Source organism: Propioniciclava sp., assembly GCF_029977985.1.
In the GTDB taxonomy this organism is placed as follows: domain Bacteria; phylum Actinomycetota; class Actinomycetes; order Propionibacteriales; family Propionibacteriaceae; genus Propioniciclava.
Map to the genome: position 1 here is coordinate 44,527 of NZ_JARKOT010000139.1, position 19,888 is coordinate 64,414.

Annotated in this window: 21 protein-coding genes and 1 riboswitch; of the genes, 14 read left to right on the forward strand and 7 right to left on the reverse strand. The window is 71.7% G+C overall.

Annotated features, from left to right (window positions below):
- Positions 1-3: 3 nt before the first annotated feature.
- Together rpsI and rplM are read right to left on the reverse strand one after the other, a co-directional pair.
- Positions 4-522 (reverse strand): 30S ribosomal protein S9, encoded by a 519-nt coding sequence (gene rpsI, locus Q1K57_RS08705; protein ID WP_300081066.1) that lies wholly within the window; start codon positions 520-522, stop codon positions 4-6.
- An 11-nt stretch (positions 523-533) separates the two neighbouring features.
- Complete coding sequence (gene rplM / locus Q1K57_RS08710; RefSeq protein WP_300081069.1) at positions 534-977, reverse strand: 50S ribosomal protein L13; 444 nt, start codon at positions 975-977, stop codon at positions 534-536.
- Positions 978-1,196: 219 nt separating this feature from the next.
- On the opposite strand from rplM, the gene Q1K57_RS08715 reads away from it, so the two are divergent.
- Entirely contained in the window at positions 1,197-3,293 is a 2,097-nt protein-coding gene (locus Q1K57_RS08715) for an elongation factor G-like protein EF-G2 (protein ID WP_300081072.1), read from the forward strand.
- An 82-nt stretch (positions 3,294-3,375) separates the two neighbouring features.
- Here Q1K57_RS08715 and Q1K57_RS08720 read toward each other — a convergent pair whose 3' ends face one another.
- Both Q1K57_RS08720 and Q1K57_RS08725 read right to left on the reverse strand, forming a co-directional pair.
- Positions 3,376-3,885, reverse strand: a complete 510-nt coding sequence (locus Q1K57_RS08720) for a GtrA family protein (RefSeq protein ID WP_300081075.1) — start codon at positions 3,883-3,885, stop codon at positions 3,376-3,378.
- A 119-nt stretch (positions 3,886-4,004) separates the two neighbouring features.
- On the reverse strand, positions 4,005-4,415 hold the full coding sequence (locus Q1K57_RS08725) for a YccF domain-containing protein (RefSeq protein WP_300081078.1): 411 nt from the start codon (positions 4,413-4,415) through the stop codon (positions 4,005-4,007).
- 248 nt (positions 4,416-4,663) lie between these two features.
- Here Q1K57_RS08725 and trmB point away from each other — a divergent pair, with 248 nt between their 5' ends.
- Genes trmB through Q1K57_RS08745 form a run of 4 tightly spaced genes read left to right on the forward strand, consistent with a single transcriptional unit; the run spans position 4,664 to position 7,169 of the window.
- Positions 4,664-5,443 carry a tRNA (guanosine(46)-N7)-methyltransferase TrmB gene (trmB, locus tag Q1K57_RS08730; protein ID WP_300081081.1) on the forward strand — a complete coding sequence of 260 codons (780 nt, stop codon included), beginning with the start codon at positions 4,664-4,666 and terminating at the stop codon, positions 5,441-5,443.
- A complete protein-coding gene (gene truA, locus Q1K57_RS08735; RefSeq protein WP_300081084.1) occupies positions 5,440-6,309 on the forward strand; it encodes a tRNA pseudouridine(38-40) synthase TruA in 870 nt (289 codons plus the stop codon). Before trmB ends, truA begins: the two co-directional genes overlap by 4 nt.
- Complete coding sequence (locus Q1K57_RS08740; protein WP_300081087.1) at positions 6,306-6,920, forward strand: methyltransferase; 615 nt, start codon at positions 6,306-6,308, stop codon at positions 6,918-6,920. The genes truA and Q1K57_RS08740 overlap by 4 nt, the downstream gene beginning before the upstream one ends.
- Positions 6,921-6,965: 45 nt before the next feature.
- A complete protein-coding gene (locus tag Q1K57_RS08745) occupies positions 6,966-7,169 on the forward strand; it encodes a CsbD family protein (protein ID WP_300081090.1) in 204 nt (67 codons plus the stop codon).
- A gap of 10 nt (positions 7,170-7,179) precedes the next feature.
- On the opposite strand, the gene Q1K57_RS08750 is transcribed toward Q1K57_RS08745, so the two are convergent.
- A complete protein-coding gene (locus Q1K57_RS08750; RefSeq protein WP_300081093.1) occupies positions 7,180-7,770 on the reverse strand; it encodes a histidine phosphatase family protein in 591 nt (196 codons plus the stop codon).
- A gap of 39 nt (positions 7,771-7,809) precedes the next feature.
- On the opposite strand from Q1K57_RS08750, the gene cobU reads away from it, so the two are divergent.
- Positions 7,810-8,352, forward strand: coding sequence for a bifunctional adenosylcobinamide kinase/adenosylcobinamide-phosphate guanylyltransferase (cobU, locus tag Q1K57_RS08755; RefSeq protein ID WP_300081096.1), 543 nt, complete (start codon positions 7,810-7,812; stop codon positions 8,350-8,352).
- Positions 8,349-9,137 (forward strand): adenosylcobinamide-GDP ribazoletransferase, encoded by a 789-nt coding sequence (locus Q1K57_RS08760; protein ID WP_300081099.1) that lies wholly within the window; start codon positions 8,349-8,351, stop codon positions 9,135-9,137. The genes cobU and Q1K57_RS08760 overlap by 4 nt, the downstream gene beginning before the upstream one ends.
- A 165-nt stretch (positions 9,138-9,302) precedes the next feature.
- Here the strand turns inward: Q1K57_RS08760 and cobT are convergent, their stop codons facing one another.
- Positions 9,303-10,355 carry a nicotinate-nucleotide--dimethylbenzimidazole phosphoribosyltransferase gene (cobT, locus tag Q1K57_RS08765; RefSeq protein ID WP_300081102.1) on the reverse strand — a complete coding sequence of 351 codons (1,053 nt, stop codon included), beginning with the start codon at positions 10,353-10,355 and terminating at the stop codon, positions 9,303-9,305.
- A 147-nt stretch (positions 10,356-10,502) separates the two neighbouring features.
- On the opposite strand from cobT, the gene Q1K57_RS08770 reads away from it, so the two are divergent.
- The 7 genes from Q1K57_RS08770 to Q1K57_RS08800 all read left to right on the forward strand — a co-directional run bounded on the left by Q1K57_RS08770 (position 10,503) and on the right by Q1K57_RS08800 (position 17,930).
- Complete coding sequence (locus tag Q1K57_RS08770; RefSeq protein ID WP_300081105.1) at positions 10,503-11,429, forward strand: cobalamin biosynthesis protein; 927 nt, start codon at positions 10,503-10,505, stop codon at positions 11,427-11,429.
- Positions 11,426-12,946, forward strand: coding sequence for a cobyric acid synthase (locus tag Q1K57_RS08775; protein WP_300081107.1), 1,521 nt, complete (start codon positions 11,426-11,428; stop codon positions 12,944-12,946). The genes Q1K57_RS08770 and Q1K57_RS08775 overlap by 4 nt, the downstream gene beginning before the upstream one ends.
- Positions 12,909-13,037: riboswitch (cobalamin riboswitch) on the forward strand. It overlaps the preceding gene by 38 nt.
- 84 nt (positions 13,038-13,121) lie before the next feature.
- The gene (locus tag Q1K57_RS08780; RefSeq protein ID WP_300081109.1) at positions 13,122-14,129 is read left to right on the forward strand and encodes an ABC transporter substrate-binding protein; all 1,008 of its coding nucleotides are present in this window, start codon (positions 13,122-13,124) and stop codon (positions 14,127-14,129) included.
- Positions 14,126-15,220 carry an iron ABC transporter permease gene (locus tag Q1K57_RS08785; RefSeq protein ID WP_300081112.1) on the forward strand — a complete coding sequence of 365 codons (1,095 nt, stop codon included), beginning with the start codon at positions 14,126-14,128 and terminating at the stop codon, positions 15,218-15,220. Before Q1K57_RS08780 ends, Q1K57_RS08785 begins: the two co-directional genes overlap by 4 nt.
- Complete coding sequence (locus Q1K57_RS08790; protein ID WP_300081115.1) at positions 15,217-16,002, forward strand: ABC transporter ATP-binding protein; 786 nt, start codon at positions 15,217-15,219, stop codon at positions 16,000-16,002. The genes Q1K57_RS08785 and Q1K57_RS08790 overlap by 4 nt, the downstream gene beginning before the upstream one ends.
- A 94-nt stretch (positions 16,003-16,096) precedes the next feature.
- Entirely contained in the window at positions 16,097-16,708 is a 612-nt protein-coding gene (locus tag Q1K57_RS08795) for a superoxide dismutase (RefSeq protein WP_300081118.1), read from the forward strand.
- 262 nt (positions 16,709-16,970) lie between these two features.
- Positions 16,971-17,930 carry a resuscitation-promoting factor gene (locus Q1K57_RS08800; RefSeq protein ID WP_300081120.1) on the forward strand — a complete coding sequence of 320 codons (960 nt, stop codon included), beginning with the start codon at positions 16,971-16,973 and terminating at the stop codon, positions 17,928-17,930.
- A gap of 76 nt (positions 17,931-18,006) precedes the next feature.
- On the opposite strand, the gene Q1K57_RS08805 is transcribed toward Q1K57_RS08800, so the two are convergent.
- Entirely contained in the window at positions 18,007-19,875 is a 1,869-nt protein-coding gene (locus tag Q1K57_RS08805) for a KUP/HAK/KT family potassium transporter (protein WP_300081191.1), read from the reverse strand.
- Positions 19,876-19,888 lie beyond the last annotated feature (13 nt).

The window sequence follows — 19,888 nt, forward strand, 5'->3', positions numbered from 1 at the left end:
GGCTCAGCGCTTGCTGTACTGCGGAGCCTTGCGGGCCTTCTTGAGACCGGCCTTCTTGCGCTCCTTGGCGCGGGCGTCACGCGTGAGCAGCCCCGCCTTCTTGAGCGCAGGGCGGCTGGCCTCGGCGTCGATGGCGTTGAGCGCGCGGGCGATGCCCAGGCGCAGCGCGCCGGCCTGGCCGGTGATGCCACCGCCGACGATCTTCACGATGACGTCGTAGGAGCCTTCGACCCCGGCCGTCACGAACGGCTCGTTGATCGTCTGCTGGTGCAGCTTGTTCGGGAAGTAGTCCTCCAGCGTGCGGTCGTTGATGGTGAACTGGCCGGAGCCGGGCACCAGGCGGACACGCGCCACGGCCTCCTTGCGGCGGCCGGTGGCGGCACCGGGCGCCACGACGGCGGGCCGCTCGCCGGGAGCGGCGGACGTCGGCGTGGCCTCGGAACGGTAGGCGATCTCGCGGTCACCCTCGGTGAACGGAGCGGCCTCGACCTCGACGGTCTCTTCGGTAACGGTGTCAGACACGGTGCTTCCTGTCACTGGGCGATCTGGGTGATCTCGAACGGCTGGGGCTGCTGCGCCGCATGCGGGTGCTCGGGGCCGGCGTAGACCTTGAGCTTCTTGATGACCTGGCGGCTGAGGCGGTTCTTGGGGAGCATGCCCCAGACGGCCTGCTCGACCGCCTTGCGCGGATCCTTGGCGATGAGCTCGCCCATCGGGACGGCCTTCAGGCCACCCGGCCGCCCGCTGTGGCGGTAGGACATCTTGGCGGTCGCCTTGTTGCCCGTGAGGGCGATCTTGGAGGCGTTGACGACGATGACGAAGTCGCCGGTGTCGACGTGGGGCGCGAAGATGGCCTTGTGCTTGCCGCGCAGCAGGGTGGCGGCGGTCACGGCCAGGCGGCCCAGGGTCACATCGGTGGCGTCGATCACGTGCCAGGCACGCGTCACGTCGGCGGCCTTCGGACTGTAGGTGGTCATGAAACCCAACCCATCTGTCATCGGGGAGCTGATCGAAGCCAGCACCCGGCGCCTCCCCGGACACGCGCGGGCACAACAGCGTCAAACCTTACCGGCGCGGCGTCCGGGAGGTCAAAACAGGGCCGACCCCCGGGACGGCAACGACACACTGTAGGAGACGGCGCCGTCAATGCGCGACACGGTGGGCGCGGGCGCGGTTTTGGTGGCAGGGTGTGCGGCATGAGTTCGAAGATGAACAACACGACGGTCCAGGTGAACACCCCGGACGACGTGCGCAACGTGGTGCTGATCGGGACGGCGGGGTCCGGCAAGACCTCTCTGTTCGAGAATCTGCTGCGCGCGCGCGTCCCCGGCTACAGAGGAGAGAAGGACGATCCGGAGCGCCTCTCGCAGCTCTACCTCGCCTCGCTCGTGCAGGGCGACGTGCAGGTCAATCTGCTGGACGCCCCCGGCCACCCCGACTTCGTGGGTGAGTTGCGCGCGGGCATCCGGGCGGCGGACGCCGCCATCTTCGTCATCAGCGCCGCCGACGGGGTGGATCCGGCCGCCCAGGCGTTGTGGGAGGAGTGCGCCGAGGCCAACCTGCCCCGCATCATCGCGCTGGCGAAGATGGACGCCGCGCACGCCGACTTCGACACCGTCCTCGCCGAACTGCAGGGCGCGTTGGGCGAGGGCGTACTGCCCACCCACATCCCCGTCGGGTCGGGCACGGGTCTCAACGGCACCGTCGGCGTCCTGTCGCGGCGGTTCCGCGACTACGCGGGTGGGTCGACGCCGACCCTGACCGAAGGCGACGACAGCCACGCTGCGCTCATCGAGCCGTATGTGGGGCCGCTCATGGAGGGTCTCATCCAGGAGGCGGACGACGCCGAGCTCATGGAGAGCTACCTGGAAGGCAACGATCCGGGCCGCGACTACCTGCTCGACGATCTGATGAAGGCGTCGGCCGGTGCAAACCTGTACCCGGTCGTGCCCGTGGTCGCCACGAGCGGCGTGGGCACCGAGGAACTGCTGAGCCTCATCGAGCACGGCTTCCCGACGCCGAGCCTGCACCCGAACCCGACCATGGTGAAGCTCAACGGCGACGAGGTGGGCCCAGCGCCGTGCGATCCGTCGGCACCGCTGGTGGCGCAGGTGATCCGGACGACGACCGACCCGTTCGCGGGGCGGCTCTCGATGGTGCGCATCTTCTCGGGCACCCTCGCGGCCGACTCGACCGTGCACGTGTCGGGCCACAAGTCGTTCTTCGGCGGCGACGAGACGGCCGCCGCCACCGACCACGACGGCGACGAGCGGGTCGGTCAGATCCAGGTCGCGATCGGCTCCGAACTCGTGGGCAAGCCGAAGGCGATCGCCGGCGAGATCGTGATGCTGCCGAAGCTCGCGACCGCCGAGACGGGCGACACCCTGTCCTCGAAGGACAACGTGGTCGTCATCCCCAACTGGCGCACGCCCGAGGCACTGCTGCCGCTCGCCATCAAGGCCGCCACCCGCAACGACGAGGACAAGCTCGCCTCCGCCCTGCAGCGGCTCGCCGTCGAGGACGCCACCGTGCGGCTCGCGCGGGGGGCGTCCGACCAGCTGGTGCTGTGGACGACCGGCCAGGCCCATGCCGACCTGCTGCTCGGCCGGCTCAGGGACCGCTACGGGGTCAACGTCGCCCAGGAGGACGTGAAGATCGCCCTCAAGGAAACCTTCGTGGCCCCGGCGGCCGCGCAGGGGCGCCACGTCAAGCAGTCCGGCGGTCACGGGCAGTACGCGGTCGTGCAGATCGAGGTCGCGCCGCTCGAGCGCGGCGCCGGCTTCGCGTTCGTCGACAAGGTGGTGGGCGGCGCGGTGCCGCGCCAGTTCATCCCGAGTGTCGAGAAGGGCGCGAAGGCACAGCTCGAGAAGGGGCTGGTCGCCGGCTACCCGATGGTGGACGTGCAGGTGACGCTCGTCGACGGCAAGGCACACTCGGTCGACAGCTCCGACATGGCGTTCCAGATGGCGGCGTCCGCGGCGCTCAAGGAGGCGGCGGCCAAGCCGGGGACCACGGCGCTGCTCGAGCCGCTCGACCTCGTGGAGGTGACCGTGGGCGAGGATTACATGGGCGCGGTCATGACCGACCTCACCGGACGCCGCGGGCAACTCCAGGGCACCGATCAGGTGGGGCGCAAGATCGTCATCAAGGCGCTCGTGCCGCAGCTCGAACTGGCGCGCTACGCGATCGACCTGCGCGGCCTGGCCCACGGGTCCGGTACGTTCACGCGTGAGTTCAGCCACTACGAGTTGCTGCCGTCCAACCTCGTCGCGAGCCTGACGCAGAAGGACTGACCAACAAGGCGCCGACCGGCGGCCACCTCGTGGTGGCCGCCGGTCGCTTTGTTCTCGGTCGCCGGCGTGGAACCTGAACCGCTCAGGCGGGCGTCACCGGGTCCTGCTGGGCGGCGAGGTCGGCACGGACACGCGGGAACACCCACAGCCGGAGCATGAGATAGATGTAGATGCCCTCGCAGCACGCCGTGACCACGCGGGCCACCATCACGTGGATGCCGGTGGGCTGGAGCAAGGACGCGAACCCGACGATCCAGATGAGGTAGTTGCTGATGATCACGAGCACGTACTTGCCGGACTGCTTGCCGAGGTCGCCGTGCTCACGGAAGTTCAGGGTGCGGTTGAGGAAGAACGCGTACACCGACGCGAGGGCGTAGCCCATCGAGAAGGCGACCCCGTACGGCAGTGCGAAGAAGTGCGTGACGATGGCGAGAAACCCCATGTCCAGCAGGAACGCCGAACCGTTGATGAGCGCGTAGCCGATGAAGGTCTTCGGCAGGAGCCGGCGCAGTGTCTGCGGCAACGCGGCGTGCACGCGGCGGATGAACGCGGCGAACCACAGGGCTGCTGGTCCATCGACTCCGGTGCGCATGGGGTTCAGTATTCCTCGCGCCCCGAAACCGTCGCCTCCTGCCCGAGGTGCGGATGGGTGCGACTTCGGTCTCGACTTCCGCCGGTCGCGCCCGCCGCCGGTCGAGCGGTCGGGAGACGTCAGACGCTGAAGACCGGAACCGTTCCCGCGGGGATGGCGTCGGAGTCGACGATCTGCTTGCCGAACGGGAAGCAGGTGACGGGGATCATCTTGATGTTCGCGATGGCCAGCGGGATGCCGACGATCGTCACGGCCTGGGCAGCCGCCGTCGTCACGTGCCCGACCGCCAACCAGACGCCGCCGATGACGAACCAGATGCCGTTCATCAGCGCCGATCCGAGGCCCGCGCTCGGCTTGGCGACGACCGTCTTGCCGAAGGGCCACAAGGCGTAGGCGGCCATGCGGAACGACGCGACGCCCACGGGAATCGTCACGATCAGCAGGCACGCGAGGAGACCGAAGAAGAAGTAGCCGATCGCGAGCCACAGCCCGCCGAAGAGAAGCCAGATGATGTTGAGCAGGGTGCGCACGGTGTCTCCTGTGGATTGCAGCGTGGTTCGGATCCCGTCCAGCCTACGCCCGCCGCGTCGGGGTGGGTCGTGGAGCACCGACCTCGCGCAGGGCGACTTCCCTTGCGCAGGGCGACTTCCCTTGCGCAGGGCCACTTCTCTTGCGCATGGCGGCTTCCCTTGCGCAGGGCGGCTTCCCTCGCGGTGCAGCGCGCGGGAAGTGGACGCCGCCGAGGAAGGTGGGCGTCCGGGCCCGATAGGCTCGCGGCGTGCCGCGCTCCGAACACCGGGTCCACCGTGAGGTGGTGTCCTACGTCCGGCGCAGCGCCCGGATGAACCCCTCCCAGGCCAAGGCGTGGGAGAGCCACGCTTCGCGCCTCATCATCCCCGTGCCCCAGCGGGAACTGTCGGCCTCTGTGCACCCGGAGGCGCACGTCGACTGGGACGCCGCGTTCGGACGCCGCGCCCCCCTCGCTGTCGAGATCGGTTCCGGACGCGGCGAGGCGCTCGTCGCTCTGGCCGAGCAGCACCCCGACTGGAACCTCGTGGCGTTCGAGGTGTTCCAGCCCGCCGTCGCCTCCACCTTGAGTCGCATCGCCCGCCACGGCGTCGAGAACGTCCGGATCGTCCTCGCCAACGGCGTCGAGGGCCTCGACCGTCTCTTCGCGCCCCACAGCATCATCGAGCTCTGGACGTTCTTCCCCGACCCCTGGCACAAGCCGCGCCACCACAAGCGTCGTCTCGTCAGCCCGGAGTTCGCCGCGCTCGTGGCGTCCCGGCTGACCCGCGACGGTGTCTGGCGCCTCGCGACCGACTGGTCCGACTACGCCGAGGCGATGCGCGAGGTTCTGGACGCCGCGCCCGGGCTGGTCAACCCTCACGCCGGCTGGGCACCCCGCTTCGCCGAGCGCCCCGTCACCAAGTACGAGGCGCGCGGCCTCGCCGCCGGGCGCGCCGTCCACGACCTCGAATACCGGCCCGTGCCGCGCGTCGGCGATCTGGTCCACCGAAGGCCGCATCCCGGCCCGCGCACCGAGGTTCCCCTGTGACCGGCTCGACGCGCTACCGCCTCGACCTCGCCTACGACGGCGCGGCCTTCCACGGCTGGGCGAGTCAAGACGGCCTGCGCACGGTGCAGGGCGAGCTCGAACACTGGCTCACCACCGTCCTGCGCCTCGAGTCCCCCGCCCAACTCACCGTCGCCGGACGCACGGACGCCGGCGTCCACGCCCGCGGCCAGGTCGCCCACGTGGACCTCCCCGACGACGACCTCCCTTCCGACGCGTATGCCGACCGCCTCACCCGCCGGCTGGCCCGCGTCCTGCCGGCCGACCTCACCGTCCGCAGCGTGACCGTCGCCCCGCCCGGATTCGATGCCCGCTTCTCCGCCATCTGGCGCCGCTACGTCTACCGCCTCGCCGAGACGACCGGCGACCCCCTCCACCGCGGCCTCGTCCACCGGGTCGGCCGCCCACTCGACGTCGAGGCCATGGATGCCGCCGCCGCGGCCCTCGTCGGCCTCCACGACTTCGTGGCCTTCTGCAAGGCCAAGCCGTTCGCGACGACGATCAGGCGGGTTCTGGACTGCGGTGTGACGCGGGTGGACGCGGGCGAGTTGGCCGGCACGGTCGCCGTCGAGATCCGGGCGGACGCGTTCTGCCACTCGATGGTCCGCTCGGTCGTCGGCGCGCTGGTCGGCGTCGGCCTCGGCCAGCACGATGCCGCGTGGCTGGAACGCCATGTCAGCGCCGCCCAGCGGGCCCGCGACATCAAGGTGATGCCCGCTCGCGGGCTCGTGCTCGAGGAGGTCGGCTACCCCGCCGACGACCAGCTGGCCGCGCGCGCCGCCCAGGCCCGGACACGCCGCGACGAGCAGCCCCTCCCCCTGCAGCCAGCCATCGAGGAGCAACCGTGACCCACTACTTCGCCACCCCGGACGGCCCGGAGCTGCGGCGTCAGGTCGGCGTCCGCTTCTGGGACACCGACTGGACCTTCACCACCGCCAACGGCGTCTTCTCGGCCGACGGCCTGGACCTCGGCACCGGTGTCCTGCTCCGCACGCACACCCCGGACGCCGGGGCTCGCCGCCTGCTGGATCTCGGCTGCGGCTACGGCGTCCTCGCCGTGGCGCTCGCCACCGCCAGTCCGCAGGCCCAAGTGGACGCCGTCGACGTCAACCAGCGTGCCCTGTCCCTGACGGCCACCAACGCCGCGGCGCACGGCGTCGGCGACCGCGTCCACGCGTTCACCCCGGACGCCGCGGACGCGGGGGCCCGCTACGACGAGATCTGGTCCAACCCGCCGATCCGGATCGGCAAGGACGCCCTGCACGACCTGCTGCTCACCTGGCTGCCCCGCCTGGCCCAGGGCGGCGTCGCTCGGCTCGTCGTGGGGCGCAACCTCGGCGCCGACTCCCTCCAGCGGTGGCTCGTCACCCAGGGTTACCGGTGCGACAAGACGGCGTCCGCGAAGGGATTCCGGGTCTTCGCGGTCGCTCCTCTTGGAAACCAAACCTGCGCCGACTAGCGTTGACGCACGAGCTCGGGCGTGCCGACTCAGAGAGGAGTTCCCATGGGTGCCGGAGACAAGATCTCGAACAAGGCCGAGGAGTTGGGCGGCAAGGCCAAGGAGGCCTGGGGCGACCTGACCGACAACGAACGCCTCGAAGCCGAGGGCAAGGCCGAGCAGGCCGGTGCCAAGGCGAAGCAGGCGGGCGAGAACGTCAAGGACGCCGCCAAGGACGTCGCCGATGGCGTCAAGGACGCCTTCAAGTAACGCTCGGTCATCACGACGACCCAACCGGGGTGCGGGACTCGTTCCCGCACCCCGGTTGCGTGTCCAGGTCGACGATCTCGCCCGGCGTCACCCGATCCCACGCGACGTCCCGGTGGCCGCGCCCGGCGAGCACGGCCCGCAGCACCTGGATGGTGCCCTCGTGGGCCACGACCAGGACGGTCCCGCGCACCGTGTCCTGCTCGACGGCGGCGACGAACGCCCGCAGCCGCGCGTGCACGTCGGCCACCGACTCCCCGCCACCCCACCGCACCTCGGTGATGTCCACGCCGTCGGGAACCGGCTCGGCAGCCAACTCGGACGCGAGGCGTCCCTCCAGGCTGCCGAGCGCCTGCTCCCGCAGCGCCGGGGTGAACTCGACGGGGCGAGCGAGCGCGTCCGCGATGATGGCGGCCGTGGCACGGGCCCGCTCCAGGTCGGAGGAGACGATCCGGTCGACGCTCTGGGCCATCAGCTGTGACGCCGCGGCGTGCGCCTGGGCGCGGCCGCGAGCGGTGAGGGGCACGCCGCTACGCTGTCCCTGGATGCGACCCTCGACGTTCCATTCGGACTCCCCGTGCCGCACCGCCAACCACCGGATCACGACCGTGCAGTCTAGGCGCGGCAGCAGCGAGAGGGAGCCATGGCGACGCGGCTGGTCATCGGTGGGGCGCGGTCGGGCAAGTCGCGTTTCGCGGAGAGCCTGCTCGCCGGGGCGCCCGCGGTCGAGTATGTCGCCACCTCCGATCCTCGCGCCGACGACGCCGAGTGGGTCGAACGCGTGGCCGTGCACGTGGCCCGGCGGCCGCCCACGTGGAGCACCACCGAGACGCTCGACCTGCCCGCCGTCCTCGCCCGCGCCGACGCGATGCCGGTCCTGGTGGACTGCCTGACCGTCTGGCTGACCCGCGTCATGGACGCCGCCGGCGCGTGGCGAGAACTCCCCGGACACGATCCGGACGCCGCCGCCGCGGTGGAGGCGCGGGTCGTCGACCTGGTGGCGGCGCTGCGCGGCACCGGGCGCGAGGTCGTGTTGGTGACGAACGAGGTCGGCCAGGGGATCGTGCCGGCCACGGCGTCCGGGCGGCTCTTCCGGGACACCATGGGCGTCCTCAACGCACGGGTGGCGGCCGTCTGCGACGAGGTGTGGCTGGTGGTCGCCGGTCTGCCGCTCAGGCTGGCATGAGCGGGCAGCGACCGGCCCTGCTGCTCGCCCTGGGCCTCTTCACGACGCTGCCCGCACCCGCCGCGGACCTCGACCGTGCTGCCGCCGCCCGGGCGATGCGCGCGATGCCCTGGGTGGGGCTGCTGGTGGGTGCGGTGGCCGGCGCGGTGGCGGCTGCGGCGTCCGCGCTCGGAGGCGGGTCGCTGCTGGCGGCGGCGTCCGGCGTGGCCGTGCTGGCGCTGCTGACGGGCGGCATGCACCTCGACGGGCTGGCCGACACGGCCGACGGCCTCGCCTCGCGCCGCCCGGCCGAGACCGCGCTGGCGATCATGAAACGCTCCGACGTGGGGCCGATGGGCGTCGCCGCGCTGGTCCTCGTCTTGGTGTCGGACGCCGCGGCCCTCGGCTCCCCCTCGCTCGCGGGCCGGGGACCACTCGCGTTGCCCGCGGCCCTGGCCGTGGGCGCTATGACCGGACGCCTCCTTGCCCTCGCCGGCACGACGCCCGACGTGCCGCCGGCACACACCGGCGGTTTCGCCGGCCTGGTGGCGGGGGTGACGCCGGCTCGCGTGGTGACGATCAGCGGGCTCGCCGTGGCGGGCGTCGCGCTGGGCTGCGGCTGGCTGACGGCGGGAGCGACCGGCCTGGTGGCGTTCGGGCTGGGCGTCGCGGTCGCATGCGTCGTGGGCTGGACGTGGCGGCGACACCTCGTCCGCCGACTCGGCGGCCTCACGGGCGACTGCTGGGGCTCCCTCGTCGAACTTGGCCAGTTGGCGTGCTGGCTCGTGATCGCCTTGGCCCTCTGACCTCGCGCCGACGCCTGCAGCCCCGAGCGCCACTCGCACCGCTGCCGCCGTCGCGAAGCGGACTCATTCTCGTATCCGGGTGTGAGTTCACGCCCGGATCCGCGAATGAGTCCACTCCGCGCCAGGAGGTTGCGGTTTCGCCTACCCCGCCGTCACGCCGCTGGATCAGGCCTCGGACACCCCGGCGTCGTCGAACGTGGCAACCTCGCGCAGCACCCGCGCGGCGGCGACGACGAGCGGGTAGGCCAAGACGCCGCCCGAGCCCTCGCCCAACCGCATCCCGAGGTCCAGCAACGGCGTCAACCCGAGGGCCGACAGCGCAGTCGCCGAACCGGGTTCAGCCGACCGGTGACCGGCGATGAGCACGTCCACGGACGCCGGCGCCAGAGCCGCCGCCACCAACGCCGAGGACACCGAGATCACCCCGTCCAGCACCACCGGCACCCGCAGCTCCGCCGCTCCCAGGATGAGCCCCACCGTGGCGGCGTGCTCCAGCCCGCCCACCGCGGCCACCACCCCCACGGGGTCGGAGACCGACGGCGTGTGCAGCGCGAGCGCCCGCTCCACGACGGCTACCTTGTGCGCCAGCATGGCGTCGTCGATGCCGGTCCCGCGCCCGGTGACGCCGGCCGCCGCCGCCCCCGTCAACGCGGCGATGAGCGCCGCCGACGCGGTCGTGTTCGCGATGCCCATGTCGCCGGGGAGGAGGCAGCGCCGTCCGGCCGCGACCTGCTCGTGGGCCAGTGCGATGCCGAGCTCGATCGCGGCGATCGCCTCGTCGCGACGCATCGCGGGCTCCACCGTCATGTCCGCGGTCCCGGACCGGATCCGCCGGCGCAGCAGCCCGGGATGGTCGGCCACCTCGCCGGCCACCCCCACGTCCACGATCACCGGCGAAACGCCCGCGGCCGGCGCGAGCGCGCTCACCACGGCGCCCCCCGCGAGCAGATTCGCCACCATCTGCACCGTCACCTCCTGCGGCCACGGCGTCACACCCTGGGCGTAGACCCCGTGGTCGGCGGCAAAGACCACCACCGCGGCCGGCTCAGGCAGCGGCGGCGGGCACTCCCCCGCGATGCCGGCCAGCCGCACCGACACCTCCTCCAGCACCCCCAGCGAGCCCGGGGGCTTGGTGAGCCGCACGTGCCGCTCGGCGGCACGAACTGCGGCGGAGGTATCCGCCGGGCGGATGGCGGCGAGGGTTTCGGCGAGCGTCATGGACCTTCCCTTCGTGAGGTTCAGGGGTCGAAGCGGTGCCCGGGACGATCCCGCCGCCGAGTGTGCCAGAGCCTGTCGGTGCCCGCTGGTAGCGTGACCCGCGCGCCCGGCGGACCCCGGGTGCGCGTCGACACGAAGGACGAACGCGTGAGCCGATCGCTGGGCCTGGCCCTCGGCGTCCTCCTCGACGCCGCCTGGGGCGATCCGCGCCGGGGGCATCCGGTCGCGCTCTTCGGCGCGTGGGCAGCGGGCGTGGAGCAGCGTCTGTACGCCGACTCGGTCGGCCGCGGCGTGGCCCACCTCGGCCTCACCGTCACCCCGGTCCTGGCCCTCGGCGTGGCCGCCGAGTGGGCCGGACGCCGCCGCCCGCTCCTCCACACCGGACTCGTCGCCGCCACCACTTGGGCCGTCCTCGGCGCCCGCTCGCTCGCCACCGAGGGCGTCCGGATGGCTGACGCCCTCGACGCCGGCGACCTGCACGCCGCCCGCGCCACCCTGCCCAGCCTCTGCGGCCGTGACCCGACTGCCCTGGACGCCCCCGAACTGGCCCGGGCGACCGTCGAGTCTCTGGCCGAGAACACGAACGACGCCGTCGTCTGCTCGCTCTTCTGGGGGGCGGTGGCGGGCATCCCGGGGCTCGTGGCCCACCGTGCCGTCAACACCCTCGACGCGATGGTCGGTCATCGCACGCCACGCCATGGACGCTTCGGCGCGGCGTCCGCCCGCACCGACGACACCCTCGCCTGGCTGCCCGCGCGCCTGACTGCGGCGCTCGCTGCCCTCGGCGCACCGCTGGTCGGCGGGTCGACCGCCCCCACTTGGGCCACCGTGGCGCGGGACGCCGCCGACCACCCCAGCCCCAACGGCGGCTGGTGCGAGGCCGCGTGGGCAGGCGCCCTCGGCGTCCGGTTGGGAGGAACGAACACCTACGGCGACCGCGTCGAGGTCCGCGGCACCCTCGGCGAGCCGGACGCCCCCCGCCCCGGCGCCGACGCCGTGCGCCGGGCGGTCCGCCTCTCCCGCTGGGTGACGGCGGCGGCCACCGTCCTCGCCGTGGGTTTGGCGCGCCGATGACCGGCATCTTGATCGCCGGCACCGCGTCGGACGCTGGCAAGTCGCTCGTGGTCGCCGGCCTGTGTCGCGCGCTCGCCCGCCGCGGCATCGACGTGGCGCCGTTCAAGGCCCCGAACATGTCGAACAACTCGGCGGGCTGCACCGATGGCAGCGAGATCGGTCGCGCCCAGTACCTGCAGGCCCAGGCGGCCGGCGTCGAGCCGTCGAGCCTGCTCAACCCGGTCCTGCTCAAGCCCGGCACCGACCGTCGCGCCCACGTGGTGGTGCGGGGGCGTCCGGCAGGGACGCTCGAAGCCGGCGAGTACGCCACCGGTCGCGTCCACCTGGCCGAGGCCGCCTTCGACGCCTACCGTGAGCTCGCCGCTGCCCACGAGCTGATCGTCGTGGAGGGCGCCGGCTCCCCGGCCGAGATCAACCTCCGCGAGGGCGACTACGTCAACCTCGGCCTCGCCCGCCGGTTCGGCCTGCCGGTGGTCGTCGTCGGCGACATCGATCGCGGCGGTGTCCTCGCCGCCCTCTACGGCACGTGGGCGCTCGTCTCCGCGGCGGACCGCGCCCACCTCGCGGGCTATGTGGTCAGCAAGTTCCGCGGTGACCGCGCCGTGCTGGAGCCCGGCCTGGCCGAGCTCAGCCGCCGCACCGGGCTGCCCTGCCTCGGCGTCCTCCCGTGGCTCGAGGAGGTGTGGATCGACGGCGAGGACGCGCTGGACGTCGCCCGCTGGAAGCGCGCCGGCCTCGCCCCGGAGCGTCCCGACCTCGTCGTCGCGGTCGTTCCGCTCCCCCGGATCTCGAACGCCACCGATGTGGAGGCTCTGGCTCGCACCCGCGGCGTCCGCGTCGACATGACGGCCGCTCCGGACGCCTGCGCCGCCGCCGATCTGCTGGTCCTTCCGGGCACGCGCGCCACGATCGACGACCTGGCCTGGCTCCGCGCCCGCGGCCTCGACGCGGTCGTCGCCGCCCGCCACGCGACGGGGCGACCCACCCTCGGCATCTGCGGCGGCTACGAGATGCTGGCCCGCACGATCACCGACGGCGTCGAGTCCGGGCATGCGGACGCCGCCGGCCTCGGCGTCCTCCCCGTCGACGTGCGCTACGGCACCAAAGTCACCGCCCGCACCACCCACGCGTGGCGTGGTCTCGCCGTGCCCGGCTACGAGATCCACCATGGCCACGTGACCCTCGCCGGCGACGCCGAGCCGTTCCTCGATGGCTGCCGCGTCGGCGTCACCTTCGGCACGATGCTTCACGGCGCCTTCGAGGACCAGCCTTTCGCCGACGCCTTCCTCGCCGAGGTCGCGGCCCACACGGGCTCGCGGTGGACGCCGACGCCCGGTCCCGCGCACGCTGCCGCCCGGGAGTCGATGCTGGACGCCGTCGCCGCCGCCCTCGAGAGCCACGTCGACCTGGACGCCCTCGTCGCGCTCGCCCGGGCCGGCGTGGTGTCGGGTGAGGCCGCGCATCCGATAGGCTGTCGGATGCTCCCGCACCTGCGGGGGCGTCGTGGATCCCAGTGAAGTCCGGTGAGAGCCCGGCGCTGTGCCGCAACTGTGAAGCCGACCTCGTGTCGGACGAGCCAGGTCATCTGCCCACGACCGCGTTCTGGTCCTCGGACGAAGGGCCGTCCGCGCGCACGGGCCCTCCCCGTTGCGGCGAACGACTTCGTCCTCCGCAACGAAACGGAGGATGCTGGTGATCCAGCAAGGCAAGCCCCGCACGACCCCCAAGACCCCTCGTACTCCCGTCACCGTCGCCTCGCTCGGCGTCCTGCTCGCGCTGCTGCTGTCCGCGTGCGGCGCACCGACGGCGTCCACTGCCCCGGCGGCGAGCGCCGGCCAAGGCACCCCGGCCGCGTCGGCCGGGAGCTTCCCGGTCGACGTCGTCACCGGCACGGCCGACAGCACCGAGACGGTGACGATCGAGACGTCGCCCGCGGCGATCGTCTCGCTCAGCCCGACGGCCACCGAGACCCTGTTCGCCATCGGCGCCGGGTCGCAGGTGAAGGCCGTCGACGACCAGTCGGACTACCCGGCGGACGCGCCGCGGACCGACCTGTCCGGCTATACGCCCAACATCGAGGCGATCCTCGGCTACGAGCCCGACCTCGTGGTCACCTCGACCGCCGACGCCGACCTGGTCGCCAGCCTCGCCAAGGCCGGCGTCCCGACGCTGGTCCTCCCGTCGGCCCAGACGCTGACCGAGGCATACGGTCAGATCGAGCGGCTCGGCACGGCCACCGGGCACCTCGCCGACGCGAAGGCCGTCGCCGCCCAGATGAGCGCTGCGATCGACGCCGCGGTCGCCAGCGCCCCGGGCGCCAAGGGGCTCACCTACTTCCACGAACTCGACCCGACCCTCTACACCGTCAGCGGCAAGACGTTCATCGGCGAGATCTACGGCCTGTTCGGCTTGACGAGCATCGCGGACGCCGCCGGCTCGGCGGACCTGTACCCGCAGTTGTCGGAGGAGTACGTGGTGCAGGCCGACCCGGACCTCATCTTCCTGGCGGACGGGCAGTGCTGCGGTGTCACCCCCGAGACGGTCGGGCAACGCGCCGGCTGGTCCGGGCTGAAGGCCGTCACGTCCGGGAACGTCACCGTCCTCGACGAGGACGTCGCCAGCCGCTGGGGGCCGCGTGTCGCGGACTTCGCCCAGAGCGTCGCCCAGCACGTCGCGACCGTGGAGAAGGCGAACGCGTGAGCACCGCCGACACGACCCAGGCCACCCGCGTCGAGCCGATCCCGGCCGTCGCGGGCACCCAGCCACGCCGGCGCGGCCTCGGCCGTCACGGCAGCTGGGTGTTGGCCGGGGTCGTGCTCGGTGTCGCCGTCCTCGTCGGCGTCGTGACCGGCCCGGCCGGCCTCACTCCGGGAGCGATCCTCACCGAACTGGCCGGCAGCCTGCCCGGCGTGAACCTCGACTCGGGCCTGTCGGCCACCCAGCAAGCCATCCTGTTGCAGATCCGGCTGCCGCGCGTGGTGTTGGGCGTCCTCGTGGGCGCCACGCTCGCGGTGGCCGGCGCCACCTACCAGGGCGTCTTCCGTAACCCGTTGGCCGACCCGTACCTGCTCGGGGTGTCGGCGGGGGCGGGGCTCGGGGCCACGATCGCCCTCACCCAGGGCGGCAGCATCGGCGCCTTCGGGGTGCCACTGCTCGCCTTCGCGGGCGGCCTGGCCGCCGTCGCCGCCACGTACGCGCTGGGCGCGACGGTCGGCGGGCACCGCAGCGCCACCGTCATCGTCCTCGCTGGCGTCGCCGTGGCCGCGTTCTTCAGCGCCATCCAGACCTTCGTGCAGCAGTTCTTCGACGACTCCCTCCAGGCCGTCTACAGCTGGATGCTCGGCCGGCTGAGCACCAACGGCTGGTCGGACATCGTCATGATCCTCCCCTATGTGGCGCTCAGCTGGGCCGTGGTCCTGCTGCACCGGCGCACGCTCGACGTGTTGGCCGTCGGTGATGTCGAAGCGGCCAGCCTCGGCGTCGACGTGCCCCGGGTGCGCCTCCTGTTGGTCCTCGCCGCCACGCTCGGCACCACAGCGGTGGTCGCCGTCAGCGGCCTCATCGGTTTCGTCGGCATCGTGGTGCCCCACGCCGTCCGGCTCGTGTTCGGCACGTCGCACCGCGCTTTGCTGCCCTTGTCGATGCTGCTCGGTGCCGCCTTCCTCGTGCTCACCGACACGGCCGCGCGCATGGTCGTGGCCCCCGCCGAACTGCCCATCGGCGTCGTGACCGCACTCGTCGGTGCGCCGTTCTTCCTGGTTGTCCTGCGTCGGAACCGGGCCATCTCATGAGCCTGTTGGAGTGCCGCGGCCTCGGCGTCCGGCGCGGGCCGGTCGAGGCCATCCGCGACCTCGATCTCGCGGTGTCCGCCGGCTCCTGGGTCGCCGTCGTCGGGCCGAATGGAGCCGGCAAGACCTCCCTGCTGCACGGCGTCACCGGGCTCGTCCCGGTCACGGGTCACCTCCGCCTCGACGGCGCCGATCCCCGCCGCCTCTCCCGCCGACAGCTGGCGGGTCGCGTGGCGCTGATGGCGCAGCAGCCGGTGGTGCCGCCGGGCATGACGGTGCGCGAGCTCGTGGCGCTCGGCCGGACGCCGTTCCTGCGGCAGTTCGGGACGGAGACGAAGCACGACCGGGCGGTGGTCGACCGGGAGCTCGCCCGCCTCCAGCTGGCCCCGCTCGCCGGCCGGGCCGCCGATCGACTTTCGGGTGGCGAGTTGCAGCGCGCGATGCTCGCGCGGGCGCTGTGCCAAGAGCCACGTCTGCTGCTGCTCGACGAGCCCACGAGCGCGCTCGACATCGGCCACCAGCAGACCGTCCTCGACCTGGTGGACGCGCAGCGGCGCGAGCGCGGCCTCACCGTGCTGGCCGCGATGCACGACCTGACGCTCGCCGCCCAGTACGCCGACCGGATGGTCCTGCTGGACCGTGGGCGGCTCGTCCACGACGGCGACCCGCGGGCCGTCCTGCGGCTGTCGCTGCTCAGCGACACGTACGGGGCGCGCGTCGAGGTGCTCGACCGGCCGAGCGGCCCGGCCGTCGTCCCGGTCCGGCCGGCGTCGGCGACTGGCTGAGGGGGCGTCCGCGTGGTGCTGCTTGCGCCTGGGGAATAGGCTTCCCACCTGAGCAGTTGTCACGGATGCCAACCCAGCGAGAGGACGAAATCCCATGGCGTACACCCTTCCTGACCTCGACTACGACTACGGCGCACTGGAGCCGCACATCTCGGCCCAGATCATGGAGCTGCACCACAGCAAGCACCACCAGGCCTACGTGACCGGCGCCAACACCGCCCTCGAGAAGCTGGCCGAGGCACGCGAGAAGGGCGAGTTCGGGGCGATCAACAAGCTCGAGAAGGACCTGGCCTTCCACCTGGGCGGCCACGTGAACCACTCGGTGTTCTGGAAGAACATGTCGCCGGAAGGCGGCGGCGAGCCCGACGGCGACCTCGCCGCGGCGATCGAGGAGTTCTTCGGGGGCTTCGAGGGCTTCCAGAAGCAGTTCAACGAGGTGGCGAACGGCATCCAGGGCTCCGGCTGGTCGATGCTCGTGTGGGACACCCTCGGCCAGCGGCTCAACATCAACCAGCTCTTCGACCAGCAGGGCAACCTGCCCGTCGGCCAGCTGCCCATTCTGCAACTCGACATGTGGGAGCACGCGTTCTACCTGCAGTACAAGAACGTGAAGGGCGACTACGTGAAGGCGTGGTGGAACGTCGTCAACTGGGCCGACGTGGCCAAGCGCCTCGACGCCGCCCGCGCGGCGCAGATCGCGTACTGACCCACATCCCTGCGGGTCCCGCACGGGCGGGTCGCCCGATCCCCTGTGTGGCAGTTGGGGCTCACGCTTGGGGCGTTGCAGCGCCCCAAACGTGAGCCCCAACTGTCACACAGGGGTGGTTCCCAACCGTCGCACGCAGGGAGCCGCCCCGGGCCGGACGTGGCAACCTGACGGAAACCTGAGAATTGAGTTGTGATTCCTTAAGGATCGGCGCAATCTGGAGGAGTTGAGTTTTCTCTCACGTACCTCAGGAGAAGTTGAAGTGCCGATCTCGAACAAGCTGATTGCCGTGGCGACGAGCGCCGTCGTCCTCGTGGGCGGTGGCACCGCCCTCGCCCTGAACCCCGGTCAGGTCACGGCCCCCGCCCCCGTCACGGTCGCCACCCCTGCTGCCGCCGAGACCTACTCCGTCCACGTGACCGCCAACGGCGCCACGAGCGATGTCGAGGTCCAGAACCTCTCGGTTGCGTCCGCCCTGGTCGCCGCCAACGTCACCCTGAACGCGAACGACCGGGTGTCCCCCGATCTGGGCTCCACCCTCTCCGAGGGTGACACGGTCACCGTTCAGTCCGTCCGCCAGACCACGTGGACCAGGACCACCACGCTGGAGTTCTCCACCACGCAGGTCAACGATCCGACGCTCGAGAAGGGGCAGACGAAGGTCAAGACCGCCGGCGTCAACGGCGAGAAGGTCGAGACGATGGTGACCACCACTGTCGGCGGCACCGTCGAGAGCATCAATGTGGCCAGCGAGGAAGTGACCCGCGAACCCGTCAACAAGGTCGTCCTCGTCGGCACGAAGGCTCCGGTCCAGGTGACCTCGCGTTCGTCCGAGCGGCCCTCGACCAGGTCGTCCAACTCGTCCTCCTCGAGCAGCAGCTCGTCCTCCAGCAGCTCCTCCTCCAGCAGCTCTTGGTCGGACAGCTCTTCGTCCGACAGCTCTTCGTCGGACAGCTCGTCCTCTGGCGCCGGCCTCGACCTGTCTCGTGCGGCGATGTGGGACCGCATCGCCAAGTGCGAGTCGGGCGGCAACTGGTCGATCAACACCGGCAACGGGTACTACGGCGGCCTGCAGTTCAATCTCGGCACGTGGCGTTCGGTCGGTGGCACGGACTTCGCGGCCTACCCGCACCAGGCTTCGCGCGCCGAGCAGATCACCGTGGCGAACCGCCTCTACGCCCAGCGCGGCCTGCAGCCGTGGGGATGCCGCCACGCGGCCTGATCCGCCGCCACCACTCCGGACGCCGGCCCCGCGCGTTGTTTCGCGCGGGGCCGGCGTCCGTCTGCGACATCCCCGGTCAGAACTCCATCTGGGAGCCGATGACGACCGTCCGGTCGGGCGGCAGATGGAAGATGCCCGTGCGACGGGCCGCGACGCTGTTGAGGGCCATGAACAACCTGCGGCGCCATTCCCACGGGCGCCATGGCCCGTCGTGCTGCAACCGCACCACCGACAGGAAGTAGCGGGCCTCGTCGGGGTCGAGGAGGAGTTCGGGAACGAGCCCGGAGCCCCAGTAGACGGCGCGCGGCACGTCCTGGGTGTCATTGAAGCCGACGTGGTACTCGAGGTACACGATTCCGTCGTCGGCCGAGCCGAGGTCGTTGGCGCGCGCCCGATCGATGTGCCGGATGTGCGGAACCGGCTCGTTGACGATGCTGACGATGACGATCGTCTCGTGGAGAACCTGGTTGTAGTCGACGTTCTCCTTCAGTGCGAGCGGCACGGTCTGGCGATCGGGGTGCGGGTAGACCGAGACGCCGGGCACGCGCGGGATGCCCGAGGCGGTGATCTCGGCGATGAAGTCTTCCAGGGGGCCCTCGAGCACGGCCCGCCGGCGCGCCACCTCGGCCGAGCCGTCGCGCCACGTCGTCATCACGAGCAGAAGCGTCGCCCCGATGAGCAGCGGCAGCCACCCGCCTGAGGGGATCTTGATCACGTTCGCCGCGAAGTAGATCATCTCGAGCCCACCGATGACGACGGCGATGGCCACCAGCCGCCACAGCGGCCAGCCCCACACCTCCTTGGCCAGCAGCAGGAACAGCGCCGTGGTGAGGATGAGCGTGCCGGTGACGGCCAGGCCGTAGGCGTTGGCGAGGTGCACCGAACTGCCGAAGGCCAGCACCAGCACGACGACGCCCACGTAGAGCATCCAGTTGATGGAGCCGATGTAGATCTGGCCGCCCTCGACCTCCGAGGTGTGCTTCACGTGCAGGCGGGGCAGGAAGCCCAGTCGCGTCGCCTGCTGCGACACCGAGAACGCCCCCGAGATGACGGCCTGCGACGCGATGACCGTGGCCAGCGTGGCCAGGATCACGAGCGGCAACCGCGCCCAGCTGGGGGCCAGGTGGAAGAACGGGCTGTCGATCGTCGAGGGGTCGTTGATGATCGTGGCGCCTTGGCCGAGGTAGTTGAGCATGAGGCACGGGAAGACGACGAAGAACCACGACAGCCGGATGGGGCGCGCGCCGAAGTGACCCATGTCGGCGTACAGCGCCTCGGCGCCGGTGATGGTCAGGACGATGGCCCCCATCGCGATGAACGCGATGAACGGGCGCTCCACGATGAACTCCACCGCATACCAGGGCAGGAAGGCCTGGACGATCGTCGGATGCGCGACGATGGCCGGCAGCCCGAGCACGCCCAGCACGCCGAACCACACCACCATGACGGGGCCGAAGGCGCGGCCGACCTTCTCCGTCCCCCACCGTTGCGCGGCGAACAAGACGGTGAGCACGGCGATGGACGCCGGGACCACGAGTTCCTCGGCGTCCGGGTTCACCAGGGCCAGCCCCTCGATGGCCGACATCACCGAGATGGCCGGCGTGATGACGCTGTCGCCGTAGAACAGGGCCGCACCGGTGATGCCCAGCAGGGTCGCGACGGCGAGCCGGCGCGGCTTGTTCGCCATGGTGTGGCGCAGCAGGGCGACCAGGGCAAGGATGCCGCCCTCCCCGTCGTTGTCGGCCCGCATGACGAACGCCACGTACTTGACCGACACGACGAGCGTCACCGACCAGAAGACGAGCGACAAGATGCCGTAGACGTCGGGCGCGTCGGGCGCCACGGCGTTGTGGTCGGCGCTGAACACCGTCTGCAGCGCGTAGAGCGGGCTGGTGCCGATGTCGCCGAACACGACGCCGAGCGCCGCGAGCGCCAAGGGGGCCAGGGGCCCGTGCCGG